Origin of the sequence: Flavobacterium sp. Sr18, assembly GCF_011064265.1 — a bacterium.
Classification (GTDB): Bacteria; Bacteroidota; Bacteroidia; order Flavobacteriales; family Flavobacteriaceae; genus Flavobacterium; species Flavobacterium petrolei.
The window spans coordinates 2,315,862-2,335,567 of the sequence record NZ_CP049329.1 but is presented as its reverse complement, the minus strand read 5'-3'; the positions used below and the strand labels follow the sequence as shown (position 1 = coordinate 2,335,567).

At 36.6% G+C, this 19,706-nt stretch carries 14 protein-coding genes and 1 tRNA gene; 2 read left to right on the top strand and 13 right to left on the bottom strand.

Going from position 1 to position 19,706, the window contains the following annotated elements; translation table 11 throughout:
• Nucleotides 1-216 precede the first annotated feature (216 nt).
• The 6 genes from G7A72_RS10305 to G7A72_RS10280 form a co-directional block, all read right to left on the bottom strand.
• Nucleotides 217-2,319: a prolyl oligopeptidase family protein gene (locus tag G7A72_RS10305; RefSeq protein ID WP_371807569.1), complete on the bottom strand. Its 2,103-nt coding sequence runs from the start codon at nucleotides 2,317-2,319 to the stop codon at nucleotides 217-219.
• Between the two features lie 419 nt (nucleotides 2,320-2,738).
• A complete protein-coding gene (locus G7A72_RS10300; RefSeq protein WP_165152398.1) occupies nucleotides 2,739-4,946 on the bottom strand; it encodes a TonB-dependent receptor in 2,208 nt (735 codons plus the stop codon).
• A 147-nt stretch (nucleotides 4,947-5,093) separates the two neighbouring features.
• On the bottom strand, nucleotides 5,094-5,447 hold the full coding sequence (locus G7A72_RS10295) for a hypothetical protein (RefSeq protein WP_165152397.1): 354 nt from the start codon (nucleotides 5,445-5,447) through the stop codon (nucleotides 5,094-5,096).
• Nucleotides 5,448-5,546: 99 nt separating this feature from the next.
• The gene (locus G7A72_RS10290) at nucleotides 5,547-6,536 is read right to left on the bottom strand and encodes an aspartate-semialdehyde dehydrogenase (RefSeq protein WP_113664507.1); all 990 of its coding nucleotides are present in this window, start codon (nucleotides 6,534-6,536) and stop codon (nucleotides 5,547-5,549) included.
• A 362-nt stretch (nucleotides 6,537-6,898) separates the two neighbouring features.
• Entirely contained in the window at nucleotides 6,899-7,315 is a 417-nt protein-coding gene (mscL, locus tag G7A72_RS10285; protein WP_113664508.1) for a large conductance mechanosensitive channel protein MscL, read from the bottom strand.
• 86 nt (nucleotides 7,316-7,401) lie between these two features.
• Nucleotides 7,402-9,843, bottom strand: coding sequence for a bifunctional UDP-N-acetylmuramoyl-tripeptide:D-alanyl-D-alanine ligase/alanine racemase (locus tag G7A72_RS10280; RefSeq protein ID WP_165152396.1), 2,442 nt, complete (start codon nucleotides 9,841-9,843; stop codon nucleotides 7,402-7,404).
• Nucleotides 9,844-10,064: 221 nt separating this feature from the next.
• Between G7A72_RS10280 and G7A72_RS10275 the strand changes: the two genes are divergently transcribed.
• Nucleotides 10,065-10,670 (top strand): hypothetical protein, encoded by a 606-nt coding sequence (locus G7A72_RS10275; protein WP_165152395.1) that lies wholly within the window; start codon nucleotides 10,065-10,067, stop codon nucleotides 10,668-10,670.
• Here G7A72_RS10275 and G7A72_RS10270 read toward each other — a convergent pair.
• From G7A72_RS10270 to G7A72_RS10250, 5 genes are all read right to left on the bottom strand, one after another.
• Entirely contained in the window at nucleotides 10,665-11,366 is a 702-nt protein-coding gene (locus G7A72_RS10270; RefSeq protein WP_165152394.1) for a porin family protein, read from the bottom strand. The genes G7A72_RS10275 and G7A72_RS10270 overlap by 6 nt on opposite strands.
• Before the next feature lie 434 nt (nucleotides 11,367-11,800).
• Nucleotides 11,801-11,887, bottom strand: a tRNA-Ser gene (locus G7A72_RS10265).
• Nucleotides 11,888-11,948: 61 nt separating this feature from the next.
• The gene (locus tag G7A72_RS10260) at nucleotides 11,949-12,977 is read right to left on the bottom strand and encodes an asparaginase (protein WP_165152393.1); all 1,029 of its coding nucleotides are present in this window, start codon (nucleotides 12,975-12,977) and stop codon (nucleotides 11,949-11,951) included.
• Entirely contained in the window at nucleotides 12,967-14,103 is a 1,137-nt protein-coding gene (locus tag G7A72_RS10255) for a 1-acyl-sn-glycerol-3-phosphate acyltransferase (protein WP_165152392.1), read from the bottom strand. The genes G7A72_RS10260 and G7A72_RS10255 overlap by 11 nt, the downstream gene beginning before the upstream one ends.
• A 65-nt stretch (nucleotides 14,104-14,168) precedes the next feature.
• The gene (locus G7A72_RS10250) at nucleotides 14,169-14,948 is read right to left on the bottom strand and encodes a TatD family hydrolase (RefSeq protein WP_165152391.1); all 780 of its coding nucleotides are present in this window, start codon (nucleotides 14,946-14,948) and stop codon (nucleotides 14,169-14,171) included.
• Between the two features lie 155 nt (nucleotides 14,949-15,103).
• Between G7A72_RS10250 and G7A72_RS10245 the strand changes: the two genes are divergently transcribed.
• Nucleotides 15,104-15,544 carry a retropepsin-like aspartic protease gene (locus G7A72_RS10245; RefSeq protein WP_165152390.1) on the top strand — a complete coding sequence of 147 codons (441 nt, stop codon included), beginning with the start codon at nucleotides 15,104-15,106 and terminating at the stop codon, nucleotides 15,542-15,544.
• A 55-nt stretch (nucleotides 15,545-15,599) separates the two neighbouring features.
• Here G7A72_RS10245 and odhB read toward each other — a convergent pair whose 3' ends face one another.
• Both odhB and G7A72_RS10235 read right to left on the bottom strand, forming a co-directional pair.
• Nucleotides 15,600-16,838, bottom strand: coding sequence for a 2-oxoglutarate dehydrogenase complex dihydrolipoyllysine-residue succinyltransferase (gene odhB / locus G7A72_RS10240; protein ID WP_165152389.1), 1,239 nt, complete (start codon nucleotides 16,836-16,838; stop codon nucleotides 15,600-15,602).
• An 83-nt stretch (nucleotides 16,839-16,921) separates the two neighbouring features.
• Nucleotides 16,922-19,696: a 2-oxoglutarate dehydrogenase E1 component gene (locus G7A72_RS10235; protein WP_165152388.1), complete on the bottom strand. Its 2,775-nt coding sequence runs from the start codon at nucleotides 19,694-19,696 to the stop codon at nucleotides 16,922-16,924.
• Between the last annotated feature and the right edge of the window lie 10 nt (nucleotides 19,697-19,706).

The following is a 19,706-nucleotide window of genomic DNA, read 5'->3' as shown; positions in this document are numbered from 1 at the left end:
AAAAAACGCTACTCTTTCGAATAGCGTTTTTTGAATTTTGTATCAATTTGTGATGTGATTGCTTTGCCACCTACCTCGCAATGACAATCGTGTGAGGAATCGAATGCACTAGCCCTGATAGCAGTGAAAATCCTTTATTTACGCCTTTTCGGCGGATATAAAGATTGCAACGGATAGCAGGAAATAGCTTCTGAAATAAATTCAGAATAAATTCTGTTATTCCAACTCTGGCAATAACACGACTCCCATGTTGAATAAGGTAAAGGCCTGAATATCGACATTTTCCTGAATGGTTGCTGCTACGGATTTTCCGGCGCCGTGTCCTGCATTGATATCAATACGGATTAGGGTTGGGTTTGTTCCAGTTTGTTTTTCTTGTAATTCGGCAGCAAACTTGAAACTGTGTGCCGGTACTACTCTATCATCGTGATCGCCTGTTGTGACCATGGTTGCCGGGTATTGAATCCCTTTTTGTATGTTGTGTACGGGAGAATATCCCTTGATGTAGCTGAACATTTCCTTGCTGTCCTGCGCGGTTCCATAATCATACGCCCAACCTGCTCCTGCGGTAAAGGTATGGTAACGCAACATGTCCATCACTCCCACTGCCGGTAAAGCAACTCGCATCAAATCCGGACGTTGCGTCATGGTAGCGCCCACGAGCAATCCTCCGTTTGACCCACCACGAATGGCTAGATACTGCGAAGAACTGTATTTTTGAGCAATCAGGTATTCTGCCGCTGCGATGAAATCATCAAATACATTTTGTTTTTGCATTTTGGTTCCCGCATCGTGCCATTTTTTCCCGTATTCGCCACCGCCACGTAAATTAGGCACGGCATAAACGCCTCCGTTTTCCATCCAAACGGCATTGGCAATACTGAAACTTGGTGTCAAACTCACGTTGAAACCTCCGTAACCGTAAAGCATGGTTGGATTTGTCCCGTCGAGTTTTAATCCTTTTTTGTGGGTGATAATCATCGGGATTTTGGTTCCGTCTTTAGAAGTATAAAACACTTGTTTGGACTCGTATTTCTCGCTGTCGAAATCTACTTTTGGTTTTTGATACACCGCCGAAGTTCCTGTTGCTGGTTCGAATGAAAATATTGAACCAGGCGTGATGTAATTTGTGAAGGAATAATACAAAGTTTTTTCTTTTTTCTTTCCGCCAAAACCACCGGCAGTTCCTACGCCAGGTAATTTAATTTCACGCACCAATTTTCCGGAATAATCATATTGTTTCACCACCGAAACGGCATCTTTCATATAATTAGCAAAGAAATACCCGCCACCTGTTGATGGAGACAACACATTCTCGGTCTCTGCAATAAAATCTTTCCAGTTTTCCGGTTTTGGGTTGTTGACATCGACAGTAACGATGCGTTTGTTGGGCGCATTCAAGTCGGTTTCTATGAATAATTTTCCGCCTTCGTTTTCGATAATGTTGTTATCACTTTTAAAATTATCCACAATAGTCACAATAGGACTGTTGGGCTTTGTCAAATCTTTGATGTACAACTCGTTTCCGTAGGTAGAATTAGACGCTGTGATAACCAAATAACGGTCATCCTCAGTCACGCCACCGCCTACATAACGGCGTTTTTGGTCGGTACCAAAAATTACTTTATCGTCTTTTTGTGCGGTTCCTAACTTGTGGAAATACAGTTTATGTTGATCGGTTTTTGCCGATAATTCGCTTCCTTTTGGTTTATCATAACTAGAGTAGTAGAAACCTTCGTTAGCTTTCCAAGAAACACCGCTGAATTTCACATCGACAATCGTGTCTTCGATTATTTTTTGGGTGATGGCATCCATAATAATGACTTTTCTCCAGTCGCTTCCGCCCTCAGAAATGGCATAGGCTACTTTAGAACCGTCTTTGGAGAAATCCAATCCGCCGAGCGAAGTGGTTCCGTCTTTAGAAAACGTGTTAGGATCCAAGAACACGGTTTCAGTTCCTTTGGCGTCTTTTCTGTACAACACCGATTGGTTTTGTAAACCGTTATTTTTATAGTAATAGGTAAAATTTCCTTCTTTGAAAGGCGCTCCTATTTTCTCATAATTCCACAGTTTTTCCATTCTTGCTTTTAACGCATCACGAAACGGAATTTGGGATAAATAACCATACGTCACTTCGTTTTGTGCTTTGACCCAAGCACCGGTTTCAGCTGATTTGTCGTCTTCAAGCCAGCGGTACGGATCCGGAAGTTTAGTATCGAAATATACATCAACAGTTTCTCCTTTGGTAGTTACAGGATAAGTTATGGGTTTTGGATTAGGATTTTGTCCAAAAGTCGCCATTGCAGAAGATACAGCCATTATTAAAAAAGTTTTTTTCATATGTTGTTATTTATTATTTTTCATCGGTCATCTGGAATTTGCATATCATCATTGGTACTTGCGACCCAATTACCGTCATGCTCATTTCATTAGATTCTGTTTTAGGTTGTTACAAAAATAGGGAAATAGTTAGTGTTGTAAATAAGGGAAAGTCTTAAATAAAACTAAAAAAGTGGTGAGATTGCAACATTTTCCTATGTATAAAAAAACTTTTATCAAATAAGTCATATAAGATGAAAACGCTTAAATATTGAATAATTGTTTTCAATAACAAAACAGCAACTACTTATATGACTTATGTGTTAAAAAAAATTAAACATATAAGCCATGTAAGTTAAAACCAAAAAAACGCTACTCTTTCGAATAGCGTTTTTCGATTTTTTGCTGATGCAAATGAATTACAAATTAAAATTAACACCCAAAACGATGTTTCTTCCAATGTTTGGAATGCCATCTGTTTTTAGACGGGAAAGATGCGCAATGTATCTTTTATCAAATAAATTATTCCCGTTAATGTTGACATCAAAAGCAGTTTTACCCAGTTTTACTGTTCCGCCAAAACCTAAATTAACCAAGTTATAACCATTCGATTCTGTTTCAAATCCACTTACATTTTTTTGGTTGAACGTACTGGAAACATTCAAAGTTGCAAAACCATCTTCCAACCAGTTTTTGATTTCGAATTCGGTTCTAATGGTGTTGTTCCAATTGTTAGCAGGGATTAACGGCAAGTAATCTCCGTTTTCTTTTTCGCCGGTCACAGTTTCAAAACTCGTTTCAAAATGCAACCAATCCAATGGATGCGGGTGAAAATGCAATCCGATTTCACCTCCATATAATTTGGCGTTATTCTGAATATAATCAAAAACAGCATTTTCGTCAATCACTGCTCCTGTTGGCGAAGTGTAGATATAATTGTTGATGTGATTGTAAAATCCGTTCACAAAAAACTCAAAATGATCCGTTTTGTATTCTAAATTTAAATCCGTTTGTACGTTTTGCTCGGTTTCTAAATCGCTATTTCCTACTTCATAGCGATTCGTTCCTTCATGCACTCCATTTGAAGTTAATTCGGCAAGGTTTGGCGCTCTAAATCCAGAAGCAACATTCAAACGCAACGTCAAATCATCGGCCAGATTGGTTTTGTAACCCAACGACGCATTAAAACTGTCGTATGATTTATCGATGGCTTCAAAAGAACCTTCTTCTCCTGCAATTCCCTGTGCATCCGTAGTAATATTTCTATTGTCGAAACGCAATCCGGCTTGCAACACATTTGTATTCCACTCATAATTAGCCGTTCCAAAAACACCAAAATCATTCGTTACCGCATCCGGAATTAAATATTCTTCTCCTGAATTTGTGTTGGTTTGGTGCATTCCCTGAACGCCCACAATGGTTTCTATTTTTCCCATTTTTGGTAAATGGTATTTTGCATTGTAATTGAATGTCTTCAGTTTCATGTGTAAAACGGCCACATTGCTGTCTTCAAACTCACTTCGATCATTTGCAACATACCCTAAATCTAGATCCAGTTTTGATTTTTCGAAAAAGAAAACATTGTTTAAACTCAATAAATGGTTAAAAACGCCTTGTTTTGGAAATCCGGTTTTCTTGCTCGTCGATTGGTCTGCTATGCCATCTTCCGGAATTCCTAAATCCAATTCATTGTAATTGTAACGCAATACACTTGAAAATTTAGCATTGCTGTAACCAATTCCTGTCTTGAAATCGGTTTCATTGTAACGGGTATTTGTCACTCGGTCACCATCTGCAATTTTATAATCAGAATGTGTGTTATAACTTCCACGAGCCATGAATTTCCAGTTGTCTGTAGATGTTTTCAAACCTAAAGAAGAACTGCTTCCGGCGGTATTGGAGAAATATTTTTGACTGAAGTTTGCTTTAAAAGTATTCGCATCGGCAAATTTTTCCGGGTTAAAATACAAAACACCACCCAAAGCATCTGAACCGTACAATAAAGAAGCTGGCCCTTTGATTACCTCAACACTTTCTATTCCTGAATCATTCAATCCCAAACCGTGTTCGTCACCAAACTGTTGATTTTCTATTCGAACGCCTTGCGAATACACCAAAACACGATTCCCACTCAAACCACGAATTACCGGTTTCCCAATAGATGTTCCGGTAGAAACCTGAGAAACTCCGGGAATAGTAGCTAATCCTTCGATTAAAGTGGCGGTTCCTTTTCGTTGCAAATTTTTGATACTTTCGTGCTCCACTTTCATCACGTTTTGTGATTGAATTTTATTGAAAGCGGTGGAAACAATAACCTCGTCCATTTCGAAAATTGCTTCTTCGAGAATAATATCAAGTGTGTTTTCTTTTTGAAGACTGTTTATGGTTTTATTTTGGGTTGCAAATCCTACGAACGTAAAGCTGATTTTTAAGTTTCTATTTGGCAGATTTGAAAAAGTATATTTTCCGTTTTCATCTGTAGTGGTTCCTTTATGCAATTCTGATGCATAGACTGAAACGCCTTTTATGGGTTGGTTTTTTAAATCGGTTACGGTTCCCGAAAGGGTATTTTGCGCTTGAAGCATCGCCGAAAACCCCAAAAATAGGGCTATAATAAATTTTTTCATTGAAAATGATTGTAGTATTCCTGCTGTCTGCTTTCTCCAAAGGAGAGGGAGCCGTGGCTGGAATTATTTAGTAAATAAAAATTATTCCAACAAAATCAAATTAATGAAGTTGCATGGAAAATGAATTCAACTGCAGCTGAAATAAATTCAGCTTAGACTATTTACTGGTGGACCTCGGAGGGAATACAAACTGCCGGAGAACGAAATAACTGTTTCCGCTGCGGTAAAAAAATAAGGGATTTCTACATTATTGGAGTACAATTGATAGGAGAAATCTTTTGGAGTAATATAACTACCAAAAGCGAATTCACAAACATAACAATGCTCAAATTTGTGGTGTTGATGCGTTATCTCCGTACCGGTAACATTGTATTTGTGGTGGCACTGCTTTTGGGAAAGCTGTTTTTCCAAATGCTCATAGGTATGAAATGACTGGAACAGCATTGAAAACAATACTGTAACAATCAGAGAAAGACTTACTATGAGTTTATTCTTTTTCATTCGAACCAAAGGTAACAAAAACAGCAAAAAAGAAAACCATTTGTTTCACAAAATATATTTTTGCGAAACAAATGGTTTTCATTTAAAACAAAATTTGATTTACACCAATTTAGCTGCAATCAAATATTCAGCAATTTGAATTGTATTTGTAGCAGCTCCTTTTCTCAAGTTGTCTGCAACAATCCACATATTCAATGTATTTTCCTGGCTTTCGTCACGACGAATTCTACCTACAAAAACGTCATCTTTTCCTTGTGCATACATTGGCATTGGGTACGTATAAGTATCGTTATTATCCTGAACCACTACGCCGTCGGTATGATGCAAAATATTGCGTACTTCATTTACATCAAAATCATTCGAGAATTCTACGTTTACCGCTTCACTGTGTCCGCCTACAATTGGCACACGAACCGCAGTTGCTGTAACGGCAATCGTTCTGTCATCAAGAATTTTTTGAGTTTCACGAACCAATTTCATCTCTTCTTTAGTGTATCCATTTTCTTCGAAGGAATCACATTGTGGAATCGCATTTCTGTGAATTGGGTACTTATACGCCATTTCACCTTGAACACCTGCGTATTCATTTTCCAATTGCTGCACTGCTTTTACGCCAGTTCCAGTGATGGATTGGTAGGTAGAAACAATCACACGTTTGATGTTGTATTTTTTGTGCAAAGGAGCCAAGACCAATACCATTTGTATTGTAGAACAGTTAGGATTTGCAATGATTTTATCTGCTGCAGTCAATTCAGCTGCATTGATTTCCGGAACGATTAATTTCTTGGTCGGGTCCATTCTCCAAGCCGATGAATTATCGATAACAGTTGTTCCTGCTGCCGCAAATTTTGGAGCCCACTCCAATGAAGTGTCGCCACCTGCAGAGAACAAAGCAATATCCGCTTTCATGTCTACTGCCGTTTGCATACCCACTACTTTATATTTTTTACCCTTGTATTCAATTTCTTTACCCACTGATCGCTCAGAAGCAACCGGAATTAATTCTGTTACAGGGAAATTTCTTTCTGCTAAAACTTTCAACATTACTTCGCCAACCATTCCGGTAGCACCTACAACTGCTATTCTCATCTTATATTTTTATTATTGAATATTAAATTTGAAATACAAAAGTAACTAATATTGAAAGCAAAACAAGTAGCTTCACAAAAAATAACAAAATGTTAAATTTATAACATCCGACTAAAAAAACAGGAAAATAAAAGTAAAATTGTTTCCAGTAATTGTTTCTTTTTGAATGGAAAAACTTGTGAAATAACGTTCTATATAATTTTTTAACCATTACGAAATTAAGAAGATTAAGTTTTAAAGTGCTTTGTAATGTAACTTAATTTCTTGATGGTAAAAAAGCCGATACTGTTTTAGACAAACTTTTAAAGAAAAACCGCTTCGGTTATGAAGCGGTTTAGTAAGAATATATAATGTAGCGGAAATTATTTTTTTAATAAATCTCTGATCTGAGTCAATAATTCTTCTTGTGTTGGTCCAGCTGGAGCAGCCACAACAACTTCTTCTTTTTTCTTAGCTTTTTCAGCAGCTCTTAAAACCACAAAAATAAAGAAAGCGATAATAACGAAGTTAATAATAGCTTGCACCAAATTTCCATAAGTTATCACGGCAGCGCCTGCAGCTTTAGCAGCAGCTAAGTCAGCATAACTATTACCATCGAGTGTTACGAATTTTTGCGTGAAATCAATCCCACCAGTAAGTAATCCGACGATTGGCATAATTACATCATCCACTGCTGAACCCACTATTTTACCAAAAGCACCACCAATTACAACTGCAGTAGCTAAACTCAATACATCTCCTTTCATTAAAGAAGCCTTAAAATCACCGAAAAATCCCATAATTTTTTTTTAAATTGTTAAACATTAGAAAACGAAAATAATAAAATTTTAACATACTTTTAATATTTAACATAAAAAACCAAGTTTTATCGATAAAAGACCCGTTTTACACGCTGAGAAACACTAGTAAGGATTTCGTAGGGAATTGTATTTAATTTTTCGGCGATAAAAGATACCGTTGGGTTTTCCCCAAAAATAAGTATTGAATCGCCCTCTTTACATTCGATTCCAGTGACATCAACCATGAGCATGTCCATGCAAATACTGCCAACTATATAAGCCTTTGTGCCTTTTATCATCACAAATCCTAAACCATTTCCCCAACCTCTGGAAATTCCATCGGCATAGCCAATTGGAATAGTGGCAATTTTTGTTGGTTTTTCGGCTACAAAACGGCGGCCGTAACCCACACTTTCTCCAGGACCAATCGCTCTTATTTGCGAAATCACTGATTTCAGCGAACCCACATTTTCAAGTTGTTTTTGTTCTTCGGCATCATTTGAAACGCCGTACAATCCAATTCCCAATCGGACCATATCGTATTGTGAATCTGGGAAATTACTGATTCCAGACGTATTTAAGATGTGTCGTAACGGATTTATTTGCAACTCAGACATCAATTTAGACGATAACTTTTCGAATAAAGCAATTTGAGCATGAGCAAAATCCATATGTTCAAGATCATCACTGGTGGCCATGTGTGACAAAATACTTTTTATTTGTATAGTTGTATTTCCTTTCAGCGCGGCTATCAGTTCATCAATCGTGTTTTCCTCAAAACCCAATCGGTGCATTCCCGTATCTAGTTTAATATGAATTGGAAAGTATTCTAAATTTTTCTGTTTCGCTATTTTCAAAAATGCATACAGTCCTTTCAAGCAGTAAATTTCAGGTTCTAATTGATGTTGAATAATGGCCGAAAAACTTGTATTCTCAGGATTTAGCACCATAATAGGTACCTGAATACCTCCGTTTTTTAATGAAATACCTTCATCGGCAAAAGCCACACCTAAATAATCAACCTTATGATATTCCAGTAATTTAGCTATTTCGAGTCCACCATTTCCATAACCAAATGCTTTTACCATCACCATAATTTTCACTTTTGGCTTCAACTTTGATTTAAAAAAATTCAAGTTGTAACTAATCGCATTCAGGTTGATTTCCAAAACAGTTTCATGTGTTTTCTCTTCTAACAAATACACAATTTCTTCAAACTGGAAGGATCTCGCCCCTTTTATCAAAATGGTTTCATTACCAAAATCCAAGTTTTCAAAATCAGCGACAAAGGCAGCAGTATTTTCGAACGTTATACAATTGGTAAATTTATTTTTAAAAGCCGAAATGGTTTCTCCAATACCAATAACACGGTCAATTTTATTGGAAATAATCAACTCGGAAACTTTAGCGTAAAGCGCCTCAGTAGCCAAACCACTTTGGAAAATATCAGACAAAATCACCGTTTTCTTCTTGTATTGCTTTTGACTTTCGAGAAAATCCAATGCAATTTTCAACGACTGAAAGTCCGAGCTGTAACTGTCATCAATAATACTGCAATTATTGATTCCGTTTTTGACTTTCAAGCGCATTTCTACCGGATACAACAATTCCATTCGGTTTTGAATGGTGGCTGCATCGTATTCAAAATACAGCAAAACCATCAAACAGGAGATGGCATTTTCGACCGAAGCCTCGTCTTGAAACGGTATTTTAATCTCAAAATGGTTCTGCCCGAATTCAATATTCAAAACAGTCTTGTCTAAAACGCTTTTTTTGGAAACAAAAACAGATGCACTTTTATCATTGAAACTCCACGAAAACGAATTGATTTCCGGATTGATAAGAGCATCTATACTTTTATTTTTATGATAAATTAAAACCTCAGCGTGCTCAAAAAGTTTTAATTTTTCGATAATTTTTTCTTCTGTGCTTGCAAACCCTTCATCGTGTGCAGTTCCAATATTCGTAAGAATTCCAATAGTCGGCTTGATAATCTGCTCTAATTTATCCATTTCAGAACGCGTGGAAATACCCGCTTCAAAAATCCCTAAATTATGTTTATCATTAATCGCAATTACCGACAGCGGAACACCAATTTGAGAGTTATAACTCTTTGGACTGCGGATAACGTTATAATCAGGACTCAATAAAAAGTTGAGCCATTCCTTGACAATCGTTTTACCGTTACTGCCGGTCAGCCCGATAATAGGGAACTCAAAAAGACTGCGGTAATTGGAGGCAAATTGTTGTAAGGCTGTAAGTGTATTTTCAACAACATAAAAATTCGCTTTCTCCTTACAATCATCCGGAATATGGGTTACAACGAAATTTTGAACACCATTTGCAATTAAATCTTTGATGTAAAGATGTGCATCACTATGAACGCCAACCAATGCAAAGAAAACAGTTTGAGGTCCGTTTTGCAATGAACGACTGTCTATGGAAACGCTGTCTAAATTTGTTCTTTCCGGGCTGCCAATATATTTTGCGGTGATTCTTTGAAGGCTATTTAGGATTTTTTGACTCATGGAATTAAAAGAGATTGAGGTGAATTTCTTTTCTGGGAAATATATGTATTGCCGTTCTTTTTGCTCTAATACTTCTCCAAAAATACCACTTCTTTTCAAAACGAGAACCTCGATATACTATAATTATGAGCATTCCCGTTTATAAATCATACAGAAACAACCAGATTATGCAGTACTCTTTTTCACAGATTGCTTATATTTGTTTTTGAAATAAATAACTCTTGAAAAAAATTCTTCCCTTTTTCTCTTACGTTTTCCATCCGATTTTCATACCGGCGATGGCCACGTTATTCTATCTTTTTTTGAATGGAACTGCATTTGTGACGCAAGAGAAACTACTTGTTTTTTTTCAAGTTATAATTGTAACATTATTTATTCCTGTCCTGGCTTTCCTTCTTTTGCGAGCTATAGGAAATGTTGATTCGATTATGCTATCTAAAGTATCACAGCGTAAAATTCCGTTACTACTGCATTGCTTTTTAATTATCTTGTTGGTGCGAAATAACATAACCATTGATCGTTATCCAGAATTGCATTTTTTCTTGTTGGGTGGACTTTTGAGTAGCCTCTTAGCGCTGATATTATTGTTTGGAAATATAAAAGCGAGCCTTCACATGATTGGTATGAGTTCCTTGACTGTCTTTACAATTGGCTTAAGCATGCACCTCCAAATTCAGAGTACTTTTACGATTGCAATGTTGATTCTCCTTAACGGAATTGTAGCTTCGTCCCGCCTCGAAATGAACGCGCACACTAATAAAGAACTGATTATTGGCTTTATGTTAGGCGCAATCCCTCAGTTACTTTTGTTGGTTTTATGGTTATAGAATATAGAATATAATTCCAAAATTCAGTGATTTCATATCAACGGATTTACCATCGACTTTCGCTGATTCAAACAACGGGTTCAAACCATAATATGCATATAAATTGATTGTATTATATCCTGATGAAATGTACGCACCATACTGAAATTTATTCAAATCTTTGTTTCCGGTTAGTACTACTTTGCCGGTGCTACCCTCAAAAATAGATTTATCATACAACAAATAACTGAATTTTATTCCGGTGTAAATGCGCCAGAACTTGTGGCTTTGATAGGTAGAAGTTCTCCATCTGAATTCAAGCGGAACATCCACGGAGAGTAGCGAAAATTTATTTTTAGTATACTGGGTATCTGAATCAATAATGGTGTAAACCGGTGTTTCGGCGGTAGAAGAAATCGCCAGATTCTGATTGTAATTATTATAAGTAAAACCAACACCAGTAGCAATAGCAACTCTTCGGTTCTTGTTGATGGGCATATCTCTCAAAAAACCCGCCGAGAATCCTGAAGAAAATTTACTTTGCGAGAAATCTGCAGGCTTGCTGGTAAGTGTGTTATACGTGACTGCAAAATAAAACTGATCTTCTCGATATAAAGAATCCACTTTCACGAAGACCGAGTCTTTAGTAGCTGTATTTTCTTGAGAAAAAACATTCAAAACTGATAAAAGAAGAAAACAACTAAGAAAAATTCGCATATTGTTTTGGGTTTAAATTGCTCAATGATTGGTTAAAACACAATTCAGGTTTCATTACTCATTGTAACGTCACAAATATACCATTTTGGTGGTTTTTTGATACGTAATAACAACAAATAATCATTCTGAAAACCTACACATCTAAAAATTATGAAAAACCACAGCTACTTAGACTTTTTTATTTCACGATTCATAATGGATTAGAACTGATGATTTCCAGAAACCTAATGTACTATTCTGCCATTGATACACTGATTTTTAATCTCCAAAACTCAAGATAGACTGTGTTGATCCCAAAAAGGTCGTCTGACTAAGGAAGTAATGCTTGGCATTTCATGCCTGACACTTTTTTGTTTTATAGCTCAGACAAATAAAAAAGTTTGCCACGCTGTAAAACAAAAAATGCTCCCCTTTTGGGAAGCATTTTTTTTCTGCAGAGAGGATGGGATTCGAACCCACGATGCAGTTACCCACATACTAGCTTTCCAGGCTAGCTCCTTCAACCACTCGGACACCTCTCTATTTTATTTGAGGTTGCAAATAACAATAAAAAAAATGATTTAGAAAAGTAAAATCTAACTATTATGCTATTTCACCGCGCAAAGAAGTTTCAAAAATAGTTTTGAAGTCTTTTTGAGCTATTTTTTGGCCCAACAAATACATTAATTTAGTGATTGCAGCTTCAGTTGTGATATCCTTTCCGGAAATAACTCCAATTTCTTTCATGCCTGTACTGGTCTCGTATTGTCCCATACTCACACTTCCACCGGAGCATTGAGTAACATTGACAATGTGTAAACCTGCAGTTATTGCTTTTCTTAATAGGTTTAAAAACCAATCTTCTGTGGGTGCATTTCCCGCTCCATACGTTTCTAAAACAATTCCTTTCAGATTTGGAATATCAAAAATCGCTGCCAAAACTGCTTCGCTAATCCCTGGAAACATTTTTATGATCGCCACATTATTGTCCAATTCTTTATGAACCTTGAATTCTATATTTTCACTTTTAGTTAGGAATAAATCTGGATTTAATTTCAAATGCACACCAGATTCTACCAATTCAGGATAATTTGGAGAGGTAAATGCTTTAAAATGTTCCGCATTTATCTTTGTAGTCCTGTTCCCTCTATATAGTTTATATTCAAAATAAAGACACACTTCGTTGATAACTGGTTCATCATTGTTTCGCAAAGATGCAATTTGAATGGCAGTAATTAAGTTTTCTTTGGCGTCTGTACGTAAATCTCCAATGGGTAATTGAGATCCAGTAAAAATTACAGGTTTCGATAAATTTTCAAGCATGAAACTCAACGCCGATGCCGAATAAGACATCGTGTCTGACCCATGAAGTACCACGAATCCGTCAAATGAAGTGTAGTTATCCTCAATAATAGTCGCCATTTTAGCCCATTCTTCAGGATTCATATTCGAGGAATCAATTGGATTTTCGAAAGAAATAGTTTCGATTTCACAATCTAATTGTTTCAATTCTGGAATGCGCTGTAATAATTTACTAAAATTGAAAGCTTTGAGCGCTCCCGTCTCAAAATCTTTCCTCATACCGATTGTTCCTCCAGTATAGATTAAGAGTATTTTGGCTTTATACAACATCGTGGTATTTTAATTTATTTACAACCGGGTTGGCATACATCGCTAGAAAACCGTCTAAGGCCACTGGATTGTCATGATCAATTCGCATTTCAAGTCTACGCTCGAATAATGATTTTTCATTTTCGGTGTATAAATGAGCAAAGCGATTGGTCTTATTTACAATATCAAATGCAATGAAATTTGTTGGCCACAATTTATAATTACTCAATATGGCATCATCAATTACTTGTGCCAAAGCTACTATTTGCTTATTCGAGCTGTCATTTTCAGTTTTGATGGCTTCAATTTCTGTATCTAAAACTTTGCCTACATGAATATGAATTCTTTTCTTTTGTCCCAAAGCACCGCTAAGAATCGTCATGAAATCTTCATTTTTCTCTTTAATGTAAACTTCATTATTGGCTTCAGCCATTAATTGAGGCATTTTCAAAGCATCAGTAGGATCATATTCGTATGAAATAGAAACCGGTACAATTTTTACTTTCTTAAAATAATCCATCAAATTCTTTTCATCAGAACCCATTCCAAGCATTTTCAAAACACCAGGATTGGTCTCGTCATTCCCATCTTTTGTTCTTCCCTCGCGTTGTGCAATCCAAACGGAACGGTTTTCATGAAGCAATAAATTCCCAATATATTCTGCCAATAACTTTGAGCTTTGCAGCATTTCCCTTGGCGTTAAACCGCGTTGAACAAGAAAGTTCCGGTTCAGTTTTGCTAATGTATTCAAGAATGCTTTTTTGACTAAATTATCACCAATTGCTGAAGCAGTCATCACTAAACCATGCTCAAATAAAGCCGTGTTCAACAACGTTGTATCTAAAAGAATATCGCGATGATTGGATATAAATAAGTACGAAGTATTTGGTTCTAAGTTTTCAAAACCGGAAGTAGTCAATCCTTCAGAGCTTTTCTCGAGCACTTTTTGTACCGATTTGTAAATGAAATTACACTGAAAATCACGAATAGAATGCGTTTTGCGAAGTTGTTCTTTCCAAACTTCATCCGCAACATCCGGGAAAGTAAAATTCATCAATGCTTTCATCATTGGATGATTAACTACATTATGAAGTGCTTCGTTTATTTCGGAATCATAAAATGGCCGAATGGCGTCAAATTTCTGCATTTTGGTTCTCAATTTTTGTGTGGGCAAATGAACAAAAAAAATATCAAAATAAGGTAAATTCTACTTTAAATCCCAAAAATAGCTTTAGAATTCTCTGTGGTGACCGCCGCAATTTCATTTGCCGAAAGGCTATAAATTTGCGCTAACTTATCTACTACATTAACAATATAACTACTTTCGTTTCTCTTTCCTCTAAAAGGAATCGGTGATAAATAAGGAGAATCGGTTTCCAGAACGATGTGTTTTAAATCAATTTGGTTCAGGAACTGGTCGATTTTCCCATTTTTAAAAGTCACTACACCGCCTATTCCCAACTTCATTTTATACGAAATCGCTTGTAAAGCTTGCTCATAAGTTCCTGTGAAACAATGGAAAATACCAAATAATTCTGGTGATTTTTCTTCCTCCAAAATTTCAAAGATTTCATCAAAAGCTTCCCGACAGTGAATCACAATGGGTAATTTGTACTGTTTTGCTAATTGTATTTGCCTTTTGAAAGCGATTTGTTGCTGTGGCAAATGGGTTTTATCCCAATATAAATCGATTCCTATTTCACCAACCGCATAGAATTTTCTTTTGGCTAATTCATTTTCTACATGCTGTAATTCCTCCAGAAAATTGTCTTTTACATACGTTGGGTGCAAACCCATCATCAAAAAAACATTTTCAGGATGATTTTTCTCCAATTCATACATCGATTCTGTGCAGGTAGAATCGATTGCGGGAATAAAAAAACGCGAAACACCAGCATCAATGGCGCGTTGTATCATTTCGTTTCGATCTTGATCAAATTCCTCTGAGTATAAATGGGTATGTGTATCGGTAATTGTACTATTTGTTTCCAAGTGTAAAGTTTAAGGGTACAAAATTACAAGAATAAAACTTGTCGAAAAAATGGTTTTAAAAAGATTCTCATAGAAAAATAGATTCGTACAATTCCTTCAACAACTCCATGTATCTTTGTAAAACAGAAAAAATTACTGAAATAAATTCGGCATAAATGAAGAACCTCCACAATATCCTTAAAAAGGAAAACTACAGAAAAGTAAAATTTAAAATTACTAAAACACAGCACCTTTTAATAAAAGCAAAAATCAATGGTGTGATAGGGAATTTTATTCTGGACACAGGAGCTTCAAACAGTTGTGTGGGATTTGAAAGTGTTGATTTGTTTTTATTGGAAGCAAAAAAATCCAAGACAAAAGCCGCTGGTGCGGGAGCCACCGGAATGTTTACCCAACTGGCTTTAAAAAATCAACTGCAACTTGGTTCTTGGAAGGATTCTGATTTTGAACTCGTTATTTTTGATTTGTCACATGTAAATGAAGCGCTAACACAGCACAAAGCGAAACCAGTTCATGGCATTATAGGTGCTGATATATTGATGAAAGGAAAAGCGATTGTGGATTATTACAACCATTATCTGTATTTGCTGAAATAAAAAATCCTGTTTAGAAAACTAAACAGGACTCTTATATATTTCCAAAACCTTAAAACTATAGTTCTAACGCTTTTTTAGGATTGTTATCCATCAATAATTCCATTGGGTTCTCTAATGCTTCTTTTACAGCTACCAAGAATCCAACAGACTCACGACCATCAATAATTCTATGGTCATAAGAAAGTGCTACATACATCATTGGGTGAATTTCCACTTTTCCGTTTACGGCAATAGGACGCTCAATAATGTTGTGCATTCCAAGAATTCCAGATTGTGGAGGATTGATAATTGGTGTACTCAACATACTTCCAAAAACACCACCGTTAGTAATCGTGAAAGTTCCTCCAGTCATATCATCCACTGTAATCTGACCATCACGCGCTTTGATTGCTAATCTTTTAATATCAGCTTCAACTCCACGGAAAGTCAAATTCTCTGCATTACGAACTACAGGAACCATTAATCCTTTTGGTCCTGAAACTGCAATTGAAATATCGCAAAAATCGAAAGCAATCTTATGATCACCATCCATCATTGAATTTACATCTGGGAATAATTTTAATGCTCTGGTTACTGCTTTAGTAAAGAAAGACATATATCCTAAACCAATTCCGCCATGTTTTGCTTTGAACGCATCTTTGTATTCATTACGCAACGTGTTGATTGGCGTCATGTTTACTTCGTTGAAAGTAGTCAACATTGCTGTTTCGTTTTTAGCGGCAACTAATCTTTCAGCCACTTTACGACGCAACATCGATAACTTAGTACGCTCTGATCCACGAGAACCACCTGTAGGCGTTCCCATTGAAGGCACAGCATTTACAGCATCATCTTTAGTTATTCTTCCGTCTTTTCCAGTTCCTGTTATGGAAGCTGGCGCTATATTTTTTTCATCTAATATTTTTCTTGCTGCTGGAGATGGAGTTCCTGAAGCATAAGTCGCTGCTGGAGCTGCTGCTACCGGTGCCGGTTTTGGCGCTTCTGCTTTAACTTCCGCTTTTGGTGCTTCAACTGTTTTTGTAGCTTCAGCAACTGGCGCATCACCTGATGGTTTTGCTCCGTCCGTATCAATATGGCAAACTACTGCTCCTACCGCAACTGCATCGCCTTCTTCTGCTTTTAAAGTAATTATTCCGCTGGCTTCTGCTGGCAATTCTAAGGTTGCTTTATCAGAATCAACTTCAGCAATTGCTTGGTCTTTTTCTACATAATCTCCGTCTTTTACCAACCAAGTTGCAATTTCAACTTCTTTTATAGATTCCCCTGGTGATGGGACTTTCATTTCTAAAATCATCTTTTTTTTGTTTAAGGTTTGAATTGTTTAAAGTTCAAAGTCACCTGAGAGCAACTTTAAACCTTAAACTTTAAACTATTTTTTTATCTGTATAAATTTTTATCAAAAACCATTCGTAAAGCATCAGCCTGACGACGTTTTGCTCTTGTATAGCTTCCTGCTGCCGGAGCTGCGTATGCTTTTAGGGACGCCAATCTCCATTTTACTAAATCGAAATTCATCAACATAAAGCTGTACGCTCCCATGTTTTTTGGTTCTTCTTGTGCCCAAACATAATCATCAGCGTTTGGATATTTAGCAATAATTTCTTTTAGTTGTTCCACTGGCAATGGGAATAATTGTTCGATTCTAACAACCGCAACATCATTTCTACCAAGATTCTCTCTTTCGGCAGTGATGTCATAATAGAATTTTCCAGTACAGAAAACTAGTGTTTTCACCTCGTCTTTATTCACTGTTTCATCATCGAATGTTTCTTGGAAACTACCTGTCGCAAATTCTTCAACAGAAGAAACTACTCTTGGATCACGCAACAAACTCTTTGGTGTAAACACAATAAGCGGTTTACGGAACGTTGTTTTCATTTGTCTTCTCAACAAGTGAAAGAAGTTGGCAGGCGTAGTACAATCCGCAACATACATATTATGTCTGGCGCAAAGTTGCAAATAACGCTCCATTCTGGCTGATGAATGCTCTGCTCCTTGCCCTTCATATCCGTGAGGCAATAATAAAACAATTCCGTTCTGGTTGTTCCATTTATCTTCTCCACAAGAAATGTATTGGTCAATCATAATTTGGGCTCCATTACTGAAATCTCCAAACTGTGCTTCCCAAATGGTTAGTGTATTTGGGTTTGCCAAAGCATATCCGTAATCAAATCCTAAAACTCCGTACTCAGACAAAAGTGAATTGTAAATATTGAATTTTCCGGTTGCTCCTTCTAAATTACTTAATAAAGTTACTTCTTCTTCTGAATCTTCCACTTTTACAACGGCGTGACGGTGAGAGAATGTCCCACGCTCCACATCTTGTCCGGAAATACGAACGTCGTATCCTTCTTTCAGAAGCGAACCATACGCCAAATGTTCGGCCATAGCCCAATCCAGCTTATTCGTCTCGAAAAACATTGTTTTTCTGTCGTTAATCAATTTTTGTATTTTGCTGATAAACTTTTTATCTGTTGGTAAGTTACAAATTACATTTGCTACCTCAGTAAGTCCTTCTTTTGAGAAAGTAGTATCAACTTTTTTAAGCATCTCAACATCTGAAACCTGCTCAAAACCTTTCCACTCATTTTTCATGAATGGGGTAATGATGGTCAAATCCTTTTTACGAGATTCTTCTAAGTTTATTTCTAGATTTGATTTGTATTCTTGCTCCAATCCTTTTACAAAAGTGTTGTCAATTACTCCATCAGCAAGTAATTTCTCCATGTAAATATCTCTTGGATTTTTGTGCTTAGCAATAATTTTATACAATACTGGCTGCGTAAAACGAGGCTCATCACCTTCGTTATGTCCGTATTTTCTATATCCTAATAAATCGATGAAAACGTCTCGACCAAATTGCATTCTGAAATCCAAAGCAAATGACATTGCGTGAACAACAGCTTCAGCATCATCCGCATTTACGTGCAATACTGGCGAAAGTGTTACTTTGGCAACATCCGTACAATAGGTAGAAGAACGTGCATCAAGGTAATTAGTCGTAAATCCTACTTGATTATTGATTACAATATGGATTGTTCCTCCGGTTTTGTAACCGTCCAATTGCGCCATTTGCACAATTTCATACAAAATTCCCTGACCTGCAATTGCGGCATCCCCGTGAACGGCGATTGGCAATACTTTAGAGAAATCGTTAGGAAAATACTTGTCTTGTTTTGCTCTTGTGATTCCTTCAATTACTGCACCTACAGTTTCAAGGTGCGAAGGATTTGGCGCTAAATTGATATTGATTTTTTTACCAGTGCTAGTCACTTTATCAGCAGTGAGACCCAAATGGTATTTTACGTCACCGTCAAAATATTCTTGATCGTAATCTTTACCATCAAACTCTCCAAAAATGTCTTGGGTTGATTTGCCAAAAATGTTTGCCAAAACATTCAAACGGCCACGGTGTGCCATTCCCATTACAAATTGCTCTACTCCTTTTTCGGCTGCTTTTTCAATTAAAGCATCCAAAGCTGGTATGATTGATTCTCCACCTTCCAGTGAAAAACGTTTTTGACCTACATATTTAGTATGCAAAAAGGTTTCGAAAGAAACAGCCTGGTTTAGTTTACTCAGAATGGATTTCTTTTCTTCCAATGAAAATTTAGGTTGATTGTCATTGACACCCAATTTTTTCTGAATCCACTCTACCACTTCCGGTTTACGGATATACATATACTCTACCCCAATGTGCTGGCAATATATAGTGTCAAGGTGAGTTATAATTTCCTGAAGCGTACAAGGCTGAATATTGATCACCTTGGCGGCATCAAAAACAGTATTCAAATCTGCTGAGGAAAGTCCGAAATTTGTGATTTCTAATGTTGGCGATGTTGTACGTCTTTCTCGAACCGGATTTGTTTTAGTGAACAAATGACCGCGAGAACGATATCCATCTATTAGTTTTAATACATTAAATTCCTTTTGAAGCTTATCAGAGACCAAACTTACATCCGTATTATTAGAGGCAAAATTTGCTATTTGTTCCACAGGGTTTTCCTCATTGTAAGTCGTCATTCCAAAGTCGAAACCCTGAAAAAAACTTCTCCAACTTGGCTCTACGCTATCTGGATTCTCTAAATATTGATCGTATAATTGTGCGAAAAATTCTGTGTGTGCTGCGTTTAAAAATGAAAACCTATCCATAATATTTAGT

What these genes read in the sequence shown, in the direction of transcription:
- G7A72_RS10305 (WP_371807569.1), bottom strand. Translation starts at nt 2,319, where the DNA reads ATGGCTGTATCTTCTGCAATGGCGACTTTTGGACAAAATCCTAATCCA.
- G7A72_RS10300 (WP_165152398.1), bottom strand. Translation starts at nt 4,946, where the DNA reads ATGAAAAAATTTATTATAGCCCTATTTTTGGGGTTTTCGGCGATGCTT.
- G7A72_RS10295 (WP_165152397.1), bottom strand. Translation starts at nt 5,447, where the DNA reads ATGAAAAAGAATAAACTCATAGTAAGTCTTTCTCTGATTGTTACAGTA.
- G7A72_RS10290 (WP_113664507.1), bottom strand. Translation starts at nt 6,536, where the DNA reads ATGAGAATAGCAGTTGTAGGTGCTACCGGAATGGTTGGCGAAGTAATG.
- mscL (WP_113664508.1), bottom strand. Translation starts at nt 7,315, where the DNA reads ATGGGATTTTTCGGTGATTTTAAGGCTTCTTTAATGAAAGGAGATGTA.
- G7A72_RS10280 (WP_165152396.1), bottom strand. Translation starts at nt 9,843, where the DNA reads ATGAGTCAAAAAATCCTAAATAGCCTTCAAAGAATCACCGCAAAATAT.
- G7A72_RS10270 (WP_165152394.1), bottom strand. Translation starts at nt 11,366, where the DNA reads ATGCGAATTTTTCTTAGTTGTTTTCTTCTTTTATCAGTTTTGAATGTT.
- G7A72_RS10260 (WP_165152393.1), bottom strand. Translation starts at nt 12,977, where the DNA reads ATGTTGTATAAAGCCAAAATACTCTTAATCTATACTGGAGGAACAATC.
- G7A72_RS10255 (WP_165152392.1), bottom strand. Translation starts at nt 14,103, where the DNA reads ATGCAGAAATTTGACGCCATTCGGCCATTTTATGATTCCGAAATAAAC.
- G7A72_RS10245 (WP_165152390.1), top strand. Translation starts at nt 15,104, where the DNA reads ATGAAGAACCTCCACAATATCCTTAAAAAGGAAAACTACAGAAAAGTA.
- odhB (WP_165152389.1), bottom strand. Translation starts at nt 16,838, where the DNA reads ATGATTTTAGAAATGAAAGTCCCATCACCAGGGGAATCTATAAAAGAA.
- G7A72_RS10235 (WP_165152388.1), bottom strand. Translation starts at nt 19,696, where the DNA reads ATGGATAGGTTTTCATTTTTAAACGCAGCACACACAGAATTTTTCGCA.